Source organism: Nocardioides segetis, assembly GCF_051390595.1.
Taxonomy (GTDB): domain Bacteria; phylum Actinomycetota; class Actinomycetes; order Propionibacteriales; family Nocardioidaceae; genus Nocardioides.
Map to the genome: position 1 here is coordinate 42038 of NZ_JBNINR010000005.1, position 18756 is coordinate 60793.

22 protein-coding genes are annotated in these 18756 nt (G+C 73.2%); 19 read left to right on the forward strand and 3 right to left on the reverse strand.

Annotated features, from left to right (window positions below):
- The first annotated feature begins 44 nt into the window (after window positions 1–44).
- Together ACPZVR_RS10770 and ACPZVR_RS10775 are read left to right on the forward strand one after the other, a co-directional pair.
- Window positions 45–1157: a GNAT family N-acetyltransferase gene (locus ACPZVR_RS10770; protein WP_436699582.1), complete on the forward strand. Its 1113-nt coding sequence runs from the start codon at window positions 45–47 to the stop codon at window positions 1155–1157.
- Window positions 1154–2590 (forward strand): oligosaccharide flippase family protein, encoded by a 1437-nt coding sequence (locus tag ACPZVR_RS10775; RefSeq protein ID WP_436699583.1) that lies wholly within the window; start codon window positions 1154–1156, stop codon window positions 2588–2590. The genes ACPZVR_RS10770 and ACPZVR_RS10775 overlap by 4 nt, the downstream gene beginning before the upstream one ends.
- On the opposite strand, the gene ACPZVR_RS10780 is transcribed toward ACPZVR_RS10775, so the two are convergent.
- Window positions 2569–2775, reverse strand: a complete 207-nt coding sequence (locus ACPZVR_RS10780; RefSeq protein ID WP_436699584.1) for a hypothetical protein — start codon at window positions 2773–2775, stop codon at window positions 2569–2571. The genes ACPZVR_RS10775 and ACPZVR_RS10780 overlap by 22 nt on opposite strands.
- Window positions 2776–2967: 192 nt before the next feature.
- Here ACPZVR_RS10780 and ACPZVR_RS10785 point away from each other — a divergent pair, with 192 nt between their 5' ends.
- From ACPZVR_RS10785 to ACPZVR_RS10805, 5 genes are all read left to right on the forward strand, one after another.
- A complete protein-coding gene (locus ACPZVR_RS10785; protein WP_436699585.1) occupies window positions 2968–3822 on the forward strand; it encodes a helix-turn-helix domain-containing protein in 855 nt (284 codons plus the stop codon).
- Window positions 3823–3960: 138 nt separating this feature from the next.
- On the forward strand, window positions 3961–4806 hold the full coding sequence (locus ACPZVR_RS10790; protein ID WP_436699586.1) for a helix-turn-helix domain-containing protein: 846 nt from the start codon (window positions 3961–3963) through the stop codon (window positions 4804–4806).
- Between the two features lie 79 nt (window positions 4807–4885).
- A complete protein-coding gene (locus ACPZVR_RS10795; RefSeq protein WP_436699587.1) occupies window positions 4886–5665 on the forward strand; it encodes a helix-turn-helix domain-containing protein in 780 nt (259 codons plus the stop codon).
- Between the two features lie 33 nt (window positions 5666–5698).
- Window positions 5699–6727, forward strand: a complete 1029-nt coding sequence (curA, locus tag ACPZVR_RS10800) for an NADPH-dependent curcumin/dihydrocurcumin reductase (protein WP_436699588.1) — start codon at window positions 5699–5701, stop codon at window positions 6725–6727.
- 37 nt (window positions 6728–6764) lie between these two features.
- Window positions 6765–7733, forward strand: a complete 969-nt coding sequence (locus ACPZVR_RS10805; protein ID WP_436699589.1) for an AurF N-oxygenase family protein — start codon at window positions 6765–6767, stop codon at window positions 7731–7733.
- Window positions 7734–7748: 15 nt separating this feature from the next.
- Here the strand turns inward: ACPZVR_RS10805 and ACPZVR_RS10810 are convergent, their stop codons facing one another.
- The gene (locus tag ACPZVR_RS10810) at window positions 7749–8477 is read right to left on the reverse strand and encodes a PaaX family transcriptional regulator C-terminal domain-containing protein (protein WP_436699590.1); all 729 of its coding nucleotides are present in this window, start codon (window positions 8475–8477) and stop codon (window positions 7749–7751) included.
- Between the two features lie 102 nt (window positions 8478–8579).
- Here ACPZVR_RS10810 and ACPZVR_RS10815 point away from each other — a divergent pair, with 102 nt between their 5' ends.
- Entirely contained in the window at window positions 8580–9416 is an 837-nt protein-coding gene (locus ACPZVR_RS10815) for an SDR family oxidoreductase (protein ID WP_436699591.1), read from the forward strand.
- Between the two features lie 158 nt (window positions 9417–9574).
- Here the strand turns inward: ACPZVR_RS10815 and ACPZVR_RS10820 are convergent, their stop codons facing one another.
- A complete protein-coding gene (locus ACPZVR_RS10820; protein ID WP_436699592.1) occupies window positions 9575–10912 on the reverse strand; it encodes a DUF7168 domain-containing protein in 1338 nt (445 codons plus the stop codon).
- A 60-nt stretch (window positions 10913–10972) separates the two neighbouring features.
- On the opposite strand from ACPZVR_RS10820, the gene ACPZVR_RS10825 reads away from it, so the two are divergent.
- The 11 genes from ACPZVR_RS10825 to ACPZVR_RS10875 are packed head-to-tail and all read left to right on the forward strand — an operon-like array spanning window position 10973 to window position 18743.
- Window positions 10973–11626, forward strand: a complete 654-nt coding sequence (locus ACPZVR_RS10825; RefSeq protein WP_436699593.1) for an acyltransferase — start codon at window positions 10973–10975, stop codon at window positions 11624–11626.
- 60 nt (window positions 11627–11686) lie between these two features.
- The gene (locus tag ACPZVR_RS10830) at window positions 11687–13033 is read left to right on the forward strand and encodes a hemolysin family protein (protein WP_436699594.1); all 1347 of its coding nucleotides are present in this window, start codon (window positions 11687–11689) and stop codon (window positions 13031–13033) included.
- Window positions 13026–14084 (forward strand): hemolysin family protein, encoded by a 1059-nt coding sequence (locus ACPZVR_RS10835; protein WP_436699595.1) that lies wholly within the window; start codon window positions 13026–13028, stop codon window positions 14082–14084. Before ACPZVR_RS10830 ends, ACPZVR_RS10835 begins: the two co-directional genes overlap by 8 nt.
- Complete coding sequence (gene clsA / locus ACPZVR_RS10840) at window positions 14081–14650, forward strand: cardiolipin synthase ClsA (protein ID WP_436699596.1); 570 nt, start codon at window positions 14081–14083, stop codon at window positions 14648–14650. The genes ACPZVR_RS10835 and clsA overlap by 4 nt, the downstream gene beginning before the upstream one ends.
- On the forward strand, window positions 14643–15494 hold the full coding sequence (locus tag ACPZVR_RS10845) for a DUF881 domain-containing protein (RefSeq protein WP_436699597.1): 852 nt from the start codon (window positions 14643–14645) through the stop codon (window positions 15492–15494). The genes clsA and ACPZVR_RS10845 overlap by 8 nt, the downstream gene beginning before the upstream one ends.
- Entirely contained in the window at window positions 15491–15823 is a 333-nt protein-coding gene (locus ACPZVR_RS10850; RefSeq protein ID WP_282399605.1) for a small basic family protein, read from the forward strand. The genes ACPZVR_RS10845 and ACPZVR_RS10850 overlap by 4 nt, the downstream gene beginning before the upstream one ends.
- On the forward strand, window positions 15807–16562 hold the full coding sequence (locus tag ACPZVR_RS10855) for a DUF881 domain-containing protein (RefSeq protein ID WP_436699598.1): 756 nt from the start codon (window positions 15807–15809) through the stop codon (window positions 16560–16562). Before ACPZVR_RS10850 ends, ACPZVR_RS10855 begins: the two co-directional genes overlap by 17 nt.
- 10 nt (window positions 16563–16572) lie before the next feature.
- Window positions 16573–16962 carry a glycine cleavage system protein GcvH gene (gene gcvH, locus ACPZVR_RS10860; protein WP_436699599.1) on the forward strand — a complete coding sequence of 130 codons (390 nt, stop codon included), beginning with the start codon at window positions 16573–16575 and terminating at the stop codon, window positions 16960–16962.
- 40 nt (window positions 16963–17002) lie between these two features.
- Complete coding sequence (locus ACPZVR_RS10865) at window positions 17003–17512, forward strand: FHA domain-containing protein (protein WP_436699600.1); 510 nt, start codon at window positions 17003–17005, stop codon at window positions 17510–17512.
- Window positions 17512–18240, forward strand: a complete 729-nt coding sequence (ftsR, locus tag ACPZVR_RS10870) for a transcriptional regulator FtsR (protein WP_436699601.1) — start codon at window positions 17512–17514, stop codon at window positions 18238–18240. Before ACPZVR_RS10865 ends, ftsR begins: the two co-directional genes overlap by 1 nt.
- A gap of 32 nt (window positions 18241–18272) precedes the next feature.
- The gene (locus tag ACPZVR_RS10875) at window positions 18273–18743 is read left to right on the forward strand and encodes a bifunctional nuclease family protein (RefSeq protein WP_308089912.1); all 471 of its coding nucleotides are present in this window, start codon (window positions 18273–18275) and stop codon (window positions 18741–18743) included.
- Window positions 18744–18756 lie beyond the last annotated feature (13 nt).

Consider the following 18756-nt stretch of genomic DNA (forward strand, 5'->3'; position numbering starts at 1 on the left):
TCGGGGCGCGCCCGGCGGAGCCGGCCCTGCGACGGGGGAGACTCGTGAGCGAACTGCAGACCGACCTGCCGACCTGGACCACGCGGGTCGCGACCGGTGCCGCGGCACTGGCCCGGGTGCACGAGCTCGCCGACTATCTCGACGCCCGCAGCACGGCCTACTGCACCACCGCGTCCTGGCTGGCCGCCGCGGCCCGCCATCTGCCCGGGGAGCCGGTCGTGATCACGGTCGCCGCCCACGGCGAGGAGGACGGCGCAGTGGCCGGTGCGGTCGCGCTGAGCCGCTCCCGGCGGCGCGGGATCTGGCGGATCGAGCTGCTCGGCGGCGAGCTCAACGACTACGGGCAGCTCCACTACGAGCACCCCGCGGCCGCGACGGCGCTCGCCGCCGCACTCGCCGACTGGGTGGAGCGGGAGCACGCCGTCTGGTCCCTCGAGCTGGCGCAGCTGGCCGCGGACGACCTCGTGCTCCCCGCACTCGTGGCTCGGCTCCCGCGGGCGCGGGTGGTGCCCGGCCCGCCGATCCCGCAGATCCGTGGCATCGGCACGACGTACGCCGTCAGCCGCAACCGGCGACGCAAGGCCAACAACGCCCTGAACCGGATCGCCGCCGACGGGCGTCGGGCCGAGCAGCTCGTGGTCCGCGACCCCGCGCAGCTCGAGCGCTGGCTGCCTGTCGTGATCGACGTACGCCGGCAGCGGGACCACGCGTGCGGCCGGCGCAGTCACCTCGACGATCCCGGGGTGCGCGCCTTCCACGAGAGCTTCGTGCGCGACCTGTGCGCCACCGGCAGCCTCACCCTCGACCTCCTGCTCGTCGACGGCCTCGTGGCCGGCTACGGCATGGTCGTGGCGGAGTCCGGCGTGCACCGGGTCTTCGACGGCCGGGTCGCCGACGGGCTCGAGCACTACCGCGGCGCCGTCGTCTGCGACCTCGCCGCCACCGCTCGTGCCGCCGCGGACCCGACCGTGACGACCTTCGACTGGCTCCGCGGGCGCACCGACGGCAAGTTCGGCAACCACGAGGAGCACCGCGTGGGTGTCCTGGCGACCTCGGGCGCGAGTGTGGAGCGGCTGGACCGATGGGAGCGGGCGGCCCGTGCCCGGGTGAAGGCCGCCCTGCCGGACGGCGCCCTGCGGAGGATCGCCCGGCGGTGACGACCACGATCGCCCCTCCCCAGGACACCCTGCGCCGCACCGGCAGCACGGTCGCCGTCCTCGCCGCGTCCGAGCTGATCGGCAAGGTCGCCACGTTCGTGATGTTCCTGCTGCTCGCTCGGGTGCTCGGGCTGGCCGAGTTCGGCGTGCTCTCGCTCGGCTTCGGGGTCGGCCTGCTGCTCGCGGTCCTGTCCTCGTCGGGACTCGACGCCCGGCTGATCCAGCTCGGCAGTGCGCGGCCCGACCTGCTCGACCGCTGCTACGGCGCGCTCGTGGCGATCCGGGCCGTGCTCAGCGCGGCCATCGGCGTGGTCACCTTCGCGGTGCTCCTGCTCACGATGTCGCCCTCCGAGGCCGTCACGGTGGGTCTGGTGGTCGTCGCCTGCCTGCTCGACACGTTCACCGACGCGGCGCGCGCCTGCTGCGGCGCCCGTCAGCAGCAGCACCGCTCCGCCGTGGTCCTGGTCGTCCAGCGCTTCCTCACCCTCGTCCTGGTCGGTGGCGCGCTGGCGCTCGCCCCGCGCGCCGACCTGGCCGCCCTGGCGTACGTCGGCGGCACCATCGGCGGCGTCATCGCGATGCACCTCGCGGCCCGTCGGGCCGGGGTGCGACTCCAGCTCCGCGGCAGCCGGCCCGAGATCCGCCTCCTCCTCGAGGCGGTGCCCGTGATGGGCCTCAACGCCTTCGCGTCGATGGGCCTGTTCCGCATCGACACCGCCCTGGTCGGCGTCCTGCTCGGCACCACCGCGGTCGGCGTCTACTCCGCCAACTACCGGATCTTCGAGACGGTCACCTTCGTGACCTGGACCCTGTCGCGCGCTGTGGTGCCGGTCATGGCGAGCCGGCCCGACGACCTCGACCACGTCCGGCGGTGGGGCCAGCTCTCGATGCTGGCGATGCTGGCGGTCTACCTTCCCTACGGCGTGCTGATGGCGCTGCGCGGTGACGACGTCGTCACCGCCCTCCTCGGGGCCGAGTACGCCGACCCGGGTCTGCTCGTCGCGCTCGCGCTGGCCCCGGCGCTCTTCGGGATCGGGCACCAGTGCGCCTCGCTCCTGCTCGCGCTGCGTCCCGACCCGATGGTGCTGTTCGCGAGCGTGCTCGCGCTGGTGGCCAATGTCGCCCTCAACCTGGTGCTCATCCCGTGGTGGGGCCTGATGGGCGCCGCGGTGGCGACCATCCTCTCGTTCGCACTCCAGGCCGCGGTGCTGCTGGTCGTCGTGCAGCACCGGATCGGCCCCGTCGTGCCGGTGCGCGGGCTGCTCGGCCTCGTCGTCGGCTGCGCGGCGGCCGCGACCTGCTGCTCGGTCATCCCCCCCTTGCTGCCCGCCGTGCTCGCGGCGGGAGCGGCGTTCCTGGTCGCGACCGCGGTGGCCACCCTCGTGGCCGACCCGGCCCTGGCGCGCGAGGCTCAGCGGCTGCGCCGCCACTGACGCAGGCACCAGCCCACGCAGGCGGCCCACGCCGCGACCACGAGGAGATCGTCGAGGTGGACGCCGTGGTCGGCGCTGAGACTCACGATGATCGGTCCCGAGAGCCGGGAGCTGCCCGCGAGGGCCGGGATGCAGATCCCACTGACGAGGACGGCGAGAGCAACCAGCTGCATCCGGTACGACATGGTCGGGACATCTTAGTGTCGTGTCCTCCGGGCAGAGCTGCGCGCGCCGCGGCAGCGGCGGCAGCACCGTCGGTCCGGCCGTGCCGATGTCAGATCCGATATCGCGCCGCGAGAAATGCGCCGGTTCACCGACCGGTGCGGGCAATCTCGTCTCGCGCGGCGTGGGGGTCCGCCGGTACGAGGGGGCACGACATGTGGGGGATCGTCGCGTCGTTCGAACGACGGGCGGAGGGTGACGCCGAGCTGACCGAGACCTGGTCTCGGGCGGTCGGCCGGCTCGACGGGGCACGGGCGCCCTTCGCGCGCGCGGTCCTCGCGAACGCGCTGGCGGTCGCCCGCTTCGGCGACCTGTCCGACCTCGAGCTCCTCGCCCGCCTGGTCCGCGATTTCGGCGGCCGCGAGGTCGCCGAGTGGCAGGAGCGGGGCCTGCAGGTGGTGGACGGCCCGACCCGCCCGCTCACCACCAGGCTGGCCCGGGCCCTCGGCCGGCACGCCTGGGGGCTGCCCGCGGACGACATCGCCGGTGTCGACCTCGCCGAGCGCCCCGACCTGGTCGCGGCGTGCGGGGAGGCGGCCATCCGGCTGCTGAGTGTCGGCTCGGCCGCGGCCGAGCCGCCGGTCATCCTCACCCTCGAGGATCTGCTGACGGTCTTCCGCACCGGCGGAGCACTGGAGTGGCGGGCGCTGGTGGCGGCCAACCGGGCCGCGCCCTGGTCCGGCTCCGCCGAGGACCACCTGGCTCTGCTGGATCCTGCCGTCCACGTCGCCGAGACGAGGAGCCTGCGGGCGGTCAGCCAGACGGTCCGCCGATGGGCCGAGGACGACGAGCGCTCGGCCATCGCAGCGCACATCCGCAACGCGATCGCGGAGACCGGGCTGACCCAACGGGAGTTCGCCGCGCTGGTGGGCACCTCGTCGTCCCGGCTGTCGACGTACGCCACCGGGACGGTGACGCCGTCGGCGGCGATGATGCTGCGCATCAACCGCCTCGCCCGGCGCCTGCGCGGGAGCGGCTCCGGCGCCCCGGGAGACGCGCCCCAGGCCTAGCGCGGCCGCCGCCGACGATCACCGGTCGGGAATTTTCCGTCGTCGACGCAGAAATCGCGTCATGACGGTGGGTGCCTCGGCGTCCAGTGACTGTCGGCCCACGCCGACGGCTCTTGGAACTCCCCATGAAGGTGACCGATGACCAGCAACCCGGCCGCAGTGCAGCCGCTCCCGACCGCCAGCCTCCTCGAGGACACCCTGCAGCGCCTGCGGCTCCGCGAGGCGGACATCGTGGCCCGCGACGACAGGGCCTGGGCCGCATGGCGCCGCTGGGAGCACGGGCAGCGCGGCAGGGTGCCGGCCACGCTCGGCGCGGTCCAGGCGAGCTTCGTCGCACTCGCGGTCCTCGACGACCCGGCCGACCTCGACCGGGCGGTCGCGCTGGCCGACCAGCTCGGGGTCGAGAGGGTGGCCCAGCTCCAGCACCGGGCGAGCCGGGTGGTCGACGCCGATCCCGGCCTCCCGCGGACGACCCGCGTCGTCCACCGGCTCCTCGGAGCCGACGCGTCGGCCCGGCTCGGCCGGGCGCTCCTCTTCGCCGACATCGCTCTCGACGCCGCCGCGCCCACGGACCTCACCTCGGTCCGCTCGGCCCTGGTCGCGTTGAGCCACGGCGGGTCGGTGGTCGCGGGCCGCGAGGCGCTCGGGATGCTCGCGACGGAGCCGTGGGGGCCGCTGGCCGACGAGCTCACCGACCAAGCCGCCGCGGCCGACCGCGACGCCATCGCGACACTGCTGGCCTGGTGCCGTGAGTGGCGCGCCGACCAGGACCGGCGCGTCGTGGGGCGGCAGATCCAGCGGCTGATCGCCCTGAGCGGCGTCACCCAGCGGCAGTTCGCGGCCCGGATCGGGACCTCGCCGTCGCGCCTGTCGAGCTATGTCACGGGTGCGGTGACGCCCTCGGCCACGCTGCTGCTGCGCATGCAGCGCTCGGCGCGCGCGTTCCAGATCGAGCTGGCCGCCGCCTCGGCTGCGCGGGCCTGAGGCCGGTCGGGCCCCCGGAGGCGGGACCATGACCTGTGAGGTCATGGCGGGCGGTCCCCGGCTGCCTAGGGTGGCCCCCATGACCGCAGTGATGGAGAGCCCGCAGGTCGGGCCGTTGCTTCGCTCGTGGCGTGAGCGCCGCCGGTTCAGCCAGCAGGAGCTGTCGAACCGGTCGACCGTGTCGACCCGGCACCTGAGCCGGGTCGAGACCGGGCGGGCGCATCCGACGCCGGACATGATCCTGCACCTCGCGGAGAACCTGGAGGTGCCGCTGAAGGAGCGCAACCGACTGCTGCTGGCCGCGGGCTACGCGCCGCGCTACGCCGAGCACTCGCTGGAGGACGGCTCGCTGGCGGTGGTCATGGACGGCCTGCGCGGCCTGCTCGACGCGCACCTGCCCTATCCCGCGCTCCTGCTCGACGACCACTGGGACGTCGTGGACGCGAACGCGGCGATCGGTCCCTTCCTCGCCGGGTGCGCACCGGACCTGCTCGAGCCGCCGATCAACGTCGTCCGCCTGTGTCTGCGCACGGACGGGCTGGCCGATCGGATCGGCAACCTCGACGTGTGGGCCGGGCACCTCTACCACCGCGCCGCGGCGCGGGCCGAGCGGACCCACGACCCGCGTCATCACGCGCTGGTCGCCGAGATCGCGGACCTCGCCGGCGGTGTGCCGAGGCTGGACCCGGTGACCGTCGGTCCGGTGCTGACGCTGGAGCTGCACCACGAGGGCCACCTGCTCCGGATGTTCAGCACCGCCGCGCAGTTGACCACCGCGACCGACGCAGCCCTGGAGGGCCTGGCCCTGGAGACGTTCCTGCCGGCGGACGAGGAGACCCGCGCGTTCTTCGGCGCGTGAGCCATTCCCGAGACGCACCGCTAGGTTCGATCCGTGCAGACCACCCAGATCCGCCTCGCCGCCCGGCCGGTCGGTGAGCCGGCCGACAGTGACTTCGCGTTCGTCACCGAGGACCTTCCCGAGCTCGCGGACGGACAGGTGCTGCTCCGCACCGTCTACCTCTCCCTCGATCCCTACATGCGCGGCCGGATGAGCGCCGCGAGGTCGTACGCCGAGCCGGTGCCGGTGGGCGGGGTGATGGTCGGCCAGACCGTGTGCGAGGTCGTCGAGACCCGCTCCGAGAGGCGTGCGGTGGGGGACCTGGTGCTCGCCTACACCGGCTGGCAGACCCATGCCGTCGCCGACGCCCGGCACACCCGCGCGCTCGACCCGGCCGAGGCGCCGGTGTCGACCGCGCTGGGCGTGCTGGGCATGCCGGGCTTCACGGCGTATGCCGGACTGCTGGAGATCGGTCGCCCGCAGCCGGGGGAGACGGTCGTGGTGGCCGCGGCGACCGGCCCGGTCGGCTCGGCGGTCGGGCAGATCGCTCAGCTCAAGGGCGCGCGTGCCGTCGGCATCGCGGGCGGGGCGCAGAAGGTGCGCGCGCTCACCGAGGAGTTCGGCTTCGACGTCGCTCTCGACCACCGCTCGCCGACCTTCCGTGACGATCTCGCCGCCGCGACCCCGGACGGCATCGACGTGTACTTCGAGAACGTCGGCGGCCCGGTGGCCGACGAGGTCGTCCGCCGCCTCAACACCTACGCCCGGATCCCGGTCTGCGGGCTGGTCGCGAACTACAACGCGACCGAGGCGCCCGCGGGCCCGGATCGCCTGCCGGCCTTCATGAGCCGGGTCCTGACCCTGAGCCTCACCGTGCGCGGGTTCATCCAGAGCGAGTTCGAGGCGACGTTGAGCGAGCCGTTCCGTCGCGACATGGCGGGGTGGGTGCGCGCCGGCCACGTGCGCTACCGCGAGGACGTGGTCGAGGGACTCGAGAGGGTGCCGGAGGCCTTCCGGGGCCTCCTCGCCGGTCGCAACTTCGGCAAGCTGCTGGTCAAGGTGGGCGACGACCCGACCGGATGACCCTTGCGGTAGGTGTTACCAGCGGTAGCATGTAGGGATGGGCATCGGTGTGCACCAGACGGACTACCAGGACCAGCTGCGGACCCTGTCCGAGGCGTCGGTCGAGCACCACTTCGACGCGTTCGTCGACATCGCGTGGGACGACCCGGCGTACGCGATCGACCCGTCGGACCCGCGCTGGATCCTCCCGGACGTCGACCCGCTCGGGCGCACGGAGTGGTACCGCTCCCTGCCGGTGGACCGGCAGATCGAGGTCGGGTTCTACCGGCAGACCAATGTCGTCAAGGTCGGGCTGCAGTTCGAGCAGGTGCTCATCGCCGGCCTGATGATGTACTGCCTCGACCTGCCCAACGGGCGCGCCGAGTTCCGCTACTCCACGCACGAGGCGACCGAGGAGTGCCACCACACCCAGATGTTCCAGGAGTTCGTCAACCGGACCGGCCTCGACGTCCCCGGGGCGCACAGCCTCTTCCGGGCTCTCGGACCCTTCCTCCCGCTCGCGGCCAAGCACCTCCCCTTCATCTTCTTCGTGGGCGTGCTCGGGGGCGAGGAGCCGATCGACTACGTCCAGAAGGTGATGCTCCGCTCCGGGGCGCCCATGCACCCGCTGCTGGAGCGGATCAGCCAGATCCACGTCGCCGAGGAGGCGCGGCACATCGGCTTCGCGCACCAGTTCCTCGAGCACCGGGCGCCGGCGCTCAACGGCGTCCAGCGGGCGTTCGCCTCGATCCTCACACCCGTGCTGATGCGCGTGCTGTGCGACGCGATCGTCGTGCCCGGTCCGAAGGCGGTGCGCGACATGGGCATCCCCCGCGAGGTCGTGCGCGAGGTGTGGTGGCGGAGCCCGGAGTCGCGGAAGTTCCTGCGCGACATGTTCGGCGACGTGCGGATGCTGGCGGAGGAGACCGGTCTGATGAACCCCGTCTCGCGGCGGATCTGGCGCGCCCTGGGGATCGCGGGGCGGCCCAACCGGTTCCGCAGCGAGCCGGCGCCGGCCGCGGACTGAGCCGCGAGACGCGCCCTACGCCTCGGTGAGGCTGCGCCGCATGTCCACGACCCACTGCCGGTAGGCCACGTGCGAGGCGCGCAGGGCGTCGCCGGGCCAGTCCGCGGGGAGCAGGGCGGCGGGCAGGACCGGGTCGGTCAGCAGGTGGCGGCCCGAGGTCGCGCAGGCGGTGAAGCGGAGCACCGGGTCCTCGGTCTCGGCGGCGGCCAGCAGGCGACGGGCGGTCGCCGCCCACGTCGGGAGGTCCCACAGCCGCGCGGCGAGCGCGGCGGGGTCGGCCTCGGGGGCGGCGCCGGTGAACCGCTCGCAGACGTCCTCGACGCTGCTCGGCCAGTCCAGGTGCAGGTTGGCCGGCCGCGTCCAGACGCCTTCGCGGAGCTCCGCGAGCCGGAGCGTCGTGAGCTCGGCGCGCAGCTCGGCCCGTTCGCTCGCGGTGCGCCCCGCGGTCGTCACGGCGACCAGCTCCCACGAACCGTCCCAGGCACGGAGCGAGGGATGCGTCGCCTCCTCCTGCCGCCGCTGGCGAGCCGCGAGCCGCTCGGACAGCCGGTAGCCGCCGTCGTCGTCGCGGACGACGTCCCCGGCCGCGGTCATCCGCGACAGCGCGACCCGCACGGTCGGCTCCGCGAAGCCCACCGCCGACGCCGCCGCGACCAGCTCGCGCGTGGTCAGCCGGGGGACCTCCGCGCCCAGCAGGAGGGTGAGCAGCGCGGAGCGGGTGGTGACGGGCTTGAGGTCGGCCATGGCACCGGTGATGTTACAGACCTCAGGCGGCTGTCGGGAGGTTGTTGTGATCTGTGTCTAACACTCTTGGCGCGACTGTCGTTGTTGTGTAACGGTGCGGTCATGACGGAGAAACGACTTGCGGGACGGACCCTGATGATGTCCGGCGGCAGCCGGGGGATCGGGCTGGCGATCGGGCTGGCGGCGGCGCGCGAGGGCGCCAACGTGGTGCTCCTGGCCAAGACCGACGTGCCGGACCCCCGCCTGCCCGGCACCGTGCACACGGCCGCCGCCGAGATCGAGGAGGCGGGCGGTCAGGCACTGGCCGTGGTCGGCGACGTCCGCGACGAGACGTCGGTCGAGCACGCCGTCGCCCGCGCCGTCGAGCGCTTCGGCGGCATCGACATCTGCGTCAACAACGCCTCGGCGATCGCCCTCGACGGCACCGAGGCGCTGCCGGTCAAGCGGTTCGACCTGATGACCCAGATCCAGCTGCGCGGCACCTACCTGCTGACCCGGGCCTGCCTGCCGTACCTGCGCGAGGGCACCAACCCGCACGTCCTCTCGCTCAGCCCGCCGCTCAACCTGTCGCCCACGTGGCTGGGCAAGCACCCGGCGTACACCGTGGCGAAGTACGGCATGTCGTTGCTGACCCTCGGCTGGGCGGCGGAGTACGCCGAGGCCGGTGTCGCCGCGAACTGCCTGTGGCCGGAGACCCTGATCGCCACCGCCGCGGTGCAGAACCTGCTCGGAGGCGACGAGGCGATGGGCAGGGCACGGACGCCGGAGATCATGGCCGACGCGGCCGTCGAGGTGCTGACCCGCCCCTCGCGCGACTTCACGGGCAACGCGGTCCTCGACGTGGACGTGCTCCGCGAGGCCGGGATCACGGACCTGTCGTCGTACGGCGGCACGGGTGAGCTGGAGTACGACATCTTCGTCGACCCGCCGAGCAGCTAGGGCGCGTCTCCCACGTCCCCGCCTGCTACGCGTCGTTTCCGACTCGATCTGGCGGCGTTGGGGCCGCTCGTCGTGCGATCCAGCAGGCCGTCGCGTCCCCGCCTTGCCAGATCGGCCGGAAACGCCGCTCGCGACGGCGCTGACGTGGCAGACACGCCCTAGCCGGAGCCGATGGCTCGCTCGGTGCCCAACCGGGCGCGGGCTGCGGCCCGGGTGCCGGCCTCGCGGGAGCCGGGAGCGGCATGGCCCGCGTGGGCGGCGCCCTTCCACGTGCCGCGGATGCCGTGGTCGCGCTGCATCCGGGCGAAGTAGTCGACGACCTCGACCTCCCGCGCCCGCAGGGCGAGCTCGGTCGACGTCGGGCCCTCGGGCACCGGGGGATCGGCGGCGATCGCGGTGGCCCGGGCCTCGGCGCGGGCGGCGGCCAGGCGTTCGCCGATGTGGTCGGCCCAGGCCTCGTAGAAGGCGGCCCGGGCGGTCGAGCCGTGCACCGGCTTGAGCTCCCAGCGCCGACGCCGGGCGTTCCACACCTCGCGCTGGTCGGCCTTGTGGGCCCCCGAGCGCAGATGGGCGTCGCCGTCGGCGACCATCTGTGTCACCAGCGTGGCGTAGAGCGCCTGCACCACGGCGAGGTCGGAGGGGAAGCCGTAGAGCGTCACCCGGGTGTTGCTGGTGTAGATGGCCACGCGGACGTCGTTGGCCCGGGCGATCTCCAGCATCAGTCGCACGTAGCGGGCCAGCGACCGCTTCCCCGACTCGCCGATGAGCACCGTCTCCCAGGCCGGCTCCTCGCGCCGCTCCTCGGCACCGGCGCTTGCCCGGGCCACGGCGAGCGCGATCTGGTGGCGGGTGGCCAGCGACTGCGCCTTGGCGAAGAACGCCTCGCGCTCGGCGGCGTTGGCGGTGCGCTCGGCCTGGCGCAGCAGGCGCCCGATCCGCAGCAGGGTCCGGTCCTCGCCGTCGACGCCGGTGTCGAGGCCGTGCAGCCGGTAGGCGGTGTGCAGCAGGTCGGCCTGCACCGGCTGGCCGATGTCCTCGAGCAGGCGCAGGAAGGTCGTGCGGAACGCCGCGCCGTGGCCCTCGGCCCCCGCCAGGTGATGGGCGACCTCGTGCAGCACGACGGCCGCCCGCAGCGACCATGCGCCCCCGACCTCCCGCGGCGGGATCGCGATCACGCCCCGCGCCGGCAGCTCGTCGAACTCGTAGTGCGCGCGGGTGTGGCCGCGCCGGGCACGGACCGCCAGCGGCACCGCCGCCAGGTCCCGACCGTCGCCGTCGTCGTACCTGCTGCCGGTGGCGCGCAGGTGGCCCAGGACCCTGTCGACGAAGGACTGGACGTGGGCGGGGTCGGTGAACCGGGGCTCGGTCTCGGGCTCGAAGGTCTCCAGCGCCGGCCCGACCTGGATCCGCAGCGCCTCGCCCGGCGCGCGCGACGCCTCGTCCAGCCAGCCGGCGAACAGGTCCTCCGCGGCGTAGACCTCACGGGTGTCGGGCATGGGCCCCAGCCTGTCAGGTCGCTCCGACAGATCGCCCTCCCGGTCGGATAGCCTCGCCCGGTGCTCGCTCTCCGGCGTCCGCTGCGCCGCCTCCTGAATCGATCCGTCCACTCCGCGTGGCGGTGGGCCGAGCACATGGGAGACGTCGCGCCGGGCACCGCGCTCGCCGACGAGTTCGGGACCTTCGGCCCGGGGGCGTGTCTCGCCTTCCCGCTCTCGGCGGTCGTCAACGCCTCCGCGATCCACGTCGGCCGGGACACCCTGATCGGCAAGTACGCCACCCTCTCCGTGGGCTACGGACCCACCCAGCGCGTGCTCCCGACGCGAGGGCTCGTCATCGGCGAGCGCTGCGTCCTCGGCGCCCGGGTCTGCATCACGGCGCACGAGTCGATCGAGATCGACGACGACGTGTGGTTCGGGCAGGACGTCTTCGTGTCCGACGCCAGCCACGGCTACGAGGATCCCGACGTCCCGATCGGCCGGCAGTTCGGCGCCCACCGACCGGTGCGCGTCGGTGCCGGCTCGTGGATCGGCCACGGCGCGATGATCCTGCCGGGCACCACCATCGGCCGCAACGTCGTGGTCGCGGCGGGCTCGGTGGTCCGCGGCGAGGTCCCCGACCATGCCGTCGTCGGGGGCGTGCCCGCCAAGCTGCTCCGCCATCTCGACGCCGGGGGGCGCTGGGCGCGCGCGAGCCGGGCCGCCCCCGGGTAGGGTGGTGGGTCCCGAGCTGAACGACTGGTACCGAACCGTGGGCAGGAGCCGCAGAACCCGATGACCGCCTGGCTACTGCTGGGGCTCGCCATCCTCCTGGTGCTCGCGTGCGGCCTGTTCGTCGCGGCCGAGTTCGCCTTCGTCACCGTCGACCGCGGCCAGGTCGACCGAGCCGCCGCCGAGGGCGACGTCGCTGCCGTCGGCGTGCAGAAGGCGCTCCGGTCGCTGTCGACGCAGCTCTCGGGTGCCCAGGTGGGCATCACCATCACCAATCTCGCCATCGGCTTCCTCGCCGAGCCCGCGATCGCCGAGCTGCTGCGCGATCCCCTCGCGCAGCTGGGCGTGGCCGACGGCGCCGTCCGCCCGGTCGGCGTCGCGCTGGGCCTGACGCTGAGCACGCTGCTGACCATGCTCATCGGCGAGCTGGTGCCCAAGAACGTCGCCATCGCGCTGCCGCTCGCGACCGCCCGGCTGACCCAACGCCCGATGCGGACGTTCACCGCGGTGTGCCGGGGCCCGATCCGGGTCCTCAACGGCAGCGCCAACGCCATCGTGCGCCGCCTGGGCGTCGAGCCCCAGGAGGAGCTCCGCTCCGCGCGCAGCTCCACCGAGCTCGCCTCGCTCATCCAGCACTCCGCCGACGAGGGCACACTCGACGCCGAGACCGCCGAGCTGATGGAGCGCTCCGTCGAGTTCGGCACGCGCACCGCCGGCGAGATCATGACGCCCCGCGTGCGCACCCGCTCGCTCGACGCCAACGACCGGGCCAGCGCCGTCATCGCGCTGGCCCGGGAGTCCGGCAACTCGCGCTTCCCGGTCCTCGACGACACGGACGCCGTGGTCGGCACCGTCCACGTCAAGAACGCCGTCGCGCTGCCGCTCCACGAGCGCGCCACGACCAAGGTGAAGCACCTCATGGCCAAGCCGATCCTGGTGCCGGACTCGCTGCGCCTCGACCCGCTGCTCGCGCTGCTGCGCGCCGACGGCTTCCAGATGGCGATAGTCCTGGACGAGTACGGCGACCACGCGGGGATCGTGACGCTCGAGGACGTCATCGAGGAGATCGTGGGAGACATCGCCGACGAGCACGACCGGCTCGGCCACCGCGGCCGGCTGCGCCGCGACGGCACCTGGTCGCTCTCCGGCCTGCTGCGTCCCGACGAGGTCGAGGACCTCACCGAGGTGGAGCTGCCCGAGAGCGAGGACTACGACACCGTCGCCGGACTCGTGCTCAAGCTGCTGGGACGCATCCCGCAGAGCGGGGACAGCGTCGTCGTACCCCTGCCGGTGACGGGGGAGGACGACGACGAGCAGCCGCGCCGCGCGATCCTCACCGTCGACCACATGGACGGACGGCGGGTCGACCGGATCTCGATGCGGGTCGAGGAGGTCGGCGCCGATGGGTGACCTCGGCGGAGTCCTGCTCGCGGTGGTCCTGCTGGCCGCCAACGCCTTCTTCGTCGGCGCGGAGTTCGCGCTCATCTCCGCGCGGCGCAGTCAGATCGAGCCCCGCGCCCAGGCCGGGTCCCGGATGGCTCGGATCACGCTCGCCGCGATGGAGCGCGTGTCGGAGATGATGGCCGGCGCGCAGCTCGGCATCACCATCTGCTCGCTCGGACTCGGTGCCGTCGGCGAGCCGGCGCTCGCGCACCTCATCGAGCCGCTCTTCCACGAGTTCGGCGTACCCGACGACTGGCTGCACCCGGTCGCCTTCGTGATCGCGATGACGGTCGTGGTCTTCCTCCACGTCGTGCTCGGCGAGATGGTGCCCAAGAACATCGCCATCGCGGGTCCGGACCGGGCGGCGCTGATCCTCGGTCCGCCCATGCTCGGCATCGTCACCGTGCTGCGCCCGGTCATCGCCGGCATCAACGCGATCGCCAACGGCATCCTGCGCCTGCTCCGGATCGAGCCGAAGGACGAGGTCGGCAGCACCTACACCCGCGAGGAGGTCGCCGCCCTCGTCGAGGAGTCGCACGGCGAGGGGCTGCTGGCCGCGGGGGAGTACGACCGGCTGTCGTTCGCGCTGGGGTTCACCGAGAAGACGGTCGGCGAGGTGATGATGCGCCCGGACACGCTGGCGACGGTCGTGCGCGGCTCCACCGGAGCCGAGGTCGAGGCGCTGTGCGCGGCCACCGGCTTCAGCCGGTTCCCCGTCGTCTCGGCGGACGCGGACGCCGACCTGCTCGGCTATCTCCACATCAAGGACGTCCTCGAGCCGGTCGAGGAGCGTCGCGAGCGCCCGGTGGCCGACCGCTGGATCCGCCCGTTCGCGACGGTGACCCAGGACGCGCTGCTGCACGACGCGCTCGAGGTCCTCCAGCGACGGGGCGCGCACATGGCGCGGGTCGTCGACCTCGACGGCACGACGCTCGGCGTCGCCGCGCTCGAGGACGTCATCGAGGAGCTGGTCGGCGAGATCCGCGACGCGGCCCACTCCGAGGAGTCATCATCGTGACTGTGCTGACGCTGCCCAACCTGATCAGCTTCCTGCGGCTGCTCGGCGTCCCGCTGTTCCTGTGGCTGGTGCTCGGCCCCGAGGCCGACGTCCTGGCCCTCGTCGTCCTCATGCTCTCGGGCGTCACGGACTTCCTCGACGGCTGGCTGGCGCGCCGCCTCGACCAGACCTCCGAGCTCGGCCAGCTGCTCGACCCGATCGCCGACCGGCTCTACATCCTGGCGGTCGTGGTCGGCCTGGCGATGCGCGACATCATCCCGTGGTGGGTGGCGCTGTGCCTGCCGTTGCGCGACCTGCTGCTGTGGGGGCTGGTGCCGCTGCTGCGGACCCGCGGCTACAGCGCGCTGCCGGTCCACTTCCTCGGCAAGGCCGCCACCTTCAACCTGCTCTACGCGTTCCCCCTCCTGCTCCTCGGCGACGGCGACGGCACCGTCGCGACCCTGGCCCAGGTCTTCGGCTGGGCGTTCGCGCTGTGGGGGATCGGCCTGTACTGGTGGGCCGGCGTCCTTTACGCCTGGCAGGTCCGCAAGCTCCTCGCCACGACGGAGCGGCGGGCCCATGCCTGAGACCCTCGACCGGGCGCGGACGCCGCTGCTCGCCCTGATCACCCAGGAGGCGGTCGACCGCGACTACCAGGTCGCGGCGGCCCGCGCCGCCACCGCGGACGACCGGGGGCCCCGGCGCGGCTACCGCGCGTCCGTCGTGCTGGTCGTGGGCCTGTTCGCGATGCTGGTCACCGTCGCCGCCGTGCAGACGTCGCAGAACGCCGACGTCGACGACGCGAGCCGGGCGAGCCTGATCGAGCGGGTCGAGTCACGCCGCGCCACGGTCCGCGGGCTCCAGGAGGAGCTGGCCGCGCTCCGCGCCTCCAACGCCGCCGCGGAGGACACGGTGCGCACGCTCGGCGGCCGGCTCTCCGACGCGCGGGCCCGCCTCTCGCGCGTCGGCGCGCTGACCGGCTTCGAGCCGGTGACCGGGCCGGGCGTGCGGGTCACCCTCGACAACCCGTCGTACGCCGGCGCGAACGAGCGACTGCGCGACTCCGACCTCACCATGCTCGTCGCGGGCCTGTGGGACGCGGGCGCCGAGGCCATCTCGGTCAACGGCCAGCGCCTCAACGCCCGTGGCGGGATCACCAACGTCGGGGAGGCGATCGAGGTCAACGGGGTCGGTGTCGCCCCGCCGCTGACCGTGCTGGCGATCGGCGATCCGCGGACCCTCCGCTCGTACTTCGTCGAGTCCCAGGCCGGCCAGCGCTTCTCGTCCCTGGTCCAGCAGTACGGGTTCGAGCAGCGGATGGACGAGGTCGACGACCTGCACCTGCCTGCCGCGCCCGGTGGGCTGCGCCAGCTACGGTCGGCGGTGCACGACCAGGACCGATCGAAGATGCGTGGAGGTGAGATGCCGTGATCGCGGTGCTCGGGCTCGTGGTGGGCGTCGTCCTCGGCTTCGTCTTCCAACCGGACGTGCCCCGCTCGGTGGAGCCCTACCTCCCGATCGCGGTCGTCGCCGCGCTGGACGCCGTGTTCGGGGCGCTGCGCGCCTACCTCGACGGCATCTTCGACGACAAGGTGTTCGTCGTGTCCTTCCTGAGCAACGTCGTGATCGCCGCCGGCATCGTCTATCTCGGCGACCGGCTCGGCGTCGGCGGCCAGCTGTCGACCGGCGTCATCGTCGTGCTCGGGATCCGCATCTTCACCAACGTGGCCGCGATCCGTCGACATGTCTTCCACGCCTGACCCCGGGGCCGAGGCGCCGGCCACGCCGACCGAGCGTCTGCGGGCGGCGCTGCTGCGCCCGTCGCGCCGCCAGCTGGTCGCCGCCGTGCTGCTGGCCCTGCTCGGCTTCGGCGCGGTCACCCAGGTCCGGCTGACCGGCGTCGACGACGACTACACCGGCCTGCGTGAGCAGGAGCTGATCGACCTGCTGGACGGCCTGGCGGGGACCCGGCAGCGCACGGAGGCCGAGATCGACCGCCTCGAGGAGGTCGCGGGCGGGCTGCGCGACGACTCGACCAAGCGGCAGACCGCGATCGACCAGGCCGACGACGAGGTCGACAGCCTCAACATCCTGGCCGGGCTGGTGCCCGTCACGGGGCCGGGGCTGCGGGTGCGGATCACCGAAGAGGACGGCCGGGTGCGGCTGGCGTCGCTGCTCGACACGATCCAGGAGCTGCGCACGGTCGGCGCGGAGGCGATCGCGGTCAACGGCAAGGTCCGGGTGGTGGCGCAGACGTCCTTCGCGGAGACCGACGGCGGCTTCGAGATCGACGGGGAGCGGGTCGAGGGTCCCTTCGTCATCGAGGCGATCGGCGAGCCGAGCGTGCTCGCGGGAGCGATCAACTTCTCCCTCGGACCGCGCAAGCAGCTCGAGGACGACGGCGCCACGGTCGAGGTCGAGGAACGGCGCACGATCGACATCGAGGCGGTCGTCGACCGCGACCGGCCTTCGTATGCGGTCCCGGACCAGGGGCAGTAGCCTTCGGGCCATGACGAACCCCGCGGACCTGAAGTACACCGCCGAGCACGAGTGGCTGCGCCAGCCCGGCGGGGTCGCCGGATCGGTGCGGGTCGGGATCACCGACTACGCCCAGGACGCGCTCGGCGACATCGTCTACGTCTCGCTCCCGGAGGTGGGCGCCGGCGTCGCCGCGGGCGACGCGTGCGGCGAGCTGGAGTCGACCAAGTCCGTCAGCGACGTCTACGCGCCCGTCACCGGCGAGGTCGTCGCCGTCAACGAGGCCCTCGACGCCACGCCCGAGCTGGTCAACACCGACCCCTACGGCGCCGGCTGGCTCTTCGAGATCGTCCCCGCCGAGTCCCAGGAGCTCGACGGCCTGCTCGACGCCGCCGCATATGAGGCCCAGCTCGACACCTGATCCGGTAGGTTCGAGACAGACCCACCGTGAGGAGCTCCTGATGCCGTTCTGCACCGCCTGTGGTCGGCAGAACCCCGATGACGCCCGCTTCTGCTCGCAGTGCGGGAACCGCCTGGTCGCGCCCGAGCCGGCGCCCCCGGTGACCGACGCCACCGCCACGATCCAGTTCGGTGGCGGCGAGCGGGTCGAGACCTCCGACCGGGCGCTGAGCCCGGTCGACGCCGCCGCCGTCGACGCCCTGCCGGTCGGCCACGCGCTGCTCGTGGTCCAGAAGGGACCCGGGTCGGGCAGTCGCTTCCTGCTCGACGCCGACGAGGTCAGCGCCGGGCGGCACCCGGAGAGCGGGATCTTCCTCGACGACGTCACGGTCTCGCGTCGGCACGCGGTCTTCCGCCGCGACGGCGACACCTTCACCGTCGAGGACGCCGGCAGCCTCAACGGCACCTACGTCAACCGCGACCGCATCGAGAAGGTCCAGCTCAAGGACAGCGACGAGGTCCAGGTCGGGAAGTACCGCCTGGTCTTCTTCGCCGGCCACGAAAGCGCCTGATGACTGCTGCCGTCGCTCGGCCGCAGGAGCCGCGGCTCAACATCGGCCAGGTGCTCGACCGGCTGCGCGTCGAGTTCGAGGACATCAGCATCCCGAAGATCCGGTTCCTCGAGGCCGAGGGCCTGGTGAAGCCGGAGCGCACGCCGGCCGGCTACCGGAAGTTCTCCGAGGCCGACATCGAGCGGCTGCGCTACGTCCTGCGGATGCAGCGCGACCACTACCTGCCGCTCAAGGTCATCGGGGAGCACCTCGACGCCATCGACCGCGGCCTGGCGCCGCCCGAGCCGGAGCCGGTGGTGCCCACGGTGCCCACTGTGGCCCTGGGCGCCGACGGGCTGCCCGCGCCGGAGTCGTTCCGCCGTACCGACCGGTTGCGGCTCTCGCGCAAGGAGCTGGTCAAGGTGGCCGAGATCGACGAGGACCTCCTCGGGCAGCTCGAGTCGTTCGCGCTGATCACCCCGTCGCCGACGGGCCACTACGACACCGACGCCCTGGTGATCGCCCAGACCGCGCGCGAGCTGGCCGACTACGGCATCGAGCCCCGCCACCTGCGCGGGTTCCGCGCCGCGGCCGACCGCGAGGTCGGGCTGATCGAGCAGGTCGTCGCGCCCCGCAAGGGCCGTGACGCGGCGGCGAGCGCCCGCGCGGAGGAGGCGGTCAGCGAGATCGCCGCCCTGTCGGTGCGCCTGCACGCGACCCTGGTCAAGGCCGGCCTGCGACGCATCTGATCCGCCGATCGGCCACGCAGTAGGCTGGACGCATGCGCGAGGTCGACGTGATGGGTGTCCGGGTGGAGATGCCGTCCAACCAGCCGATCGTGCTGCTGCGGGAGGTCGGCGGTGAGCGCTACCTGCCGATCTGGATCGGTGCCGTCGAGGCCACCGCGATCGCGTTCGCCCAGCAGGGGGTCGTGCCGCCGCGGCCGCTGACCCACGACCTGATGCGCGACGTGCTCACCGCGACCGGCAACGAGTTGAGCGAGGTGCGGATCACCGACGTCCGCGACGGCGTCTTCTACGCGACCCTCGTCTTCGCCTCCGGCGTCGAGGTGAGCGCGCGCCCCTCCGACTCCATCGCCCTCGCGCTGCGCACGGGCACCACGATCTACTGCGCCGACGACGTGCTCGCCGAGGCCGGCCTCGCGGCGCCGGCCGAGGAGGAGGACGAGGTCGAGGCGTTCCGCGAGTTCCTCGACCACGTGTCGCCGGAGGACTTCGGCTCCGAGGGGTGACTCTCAGCCTCAG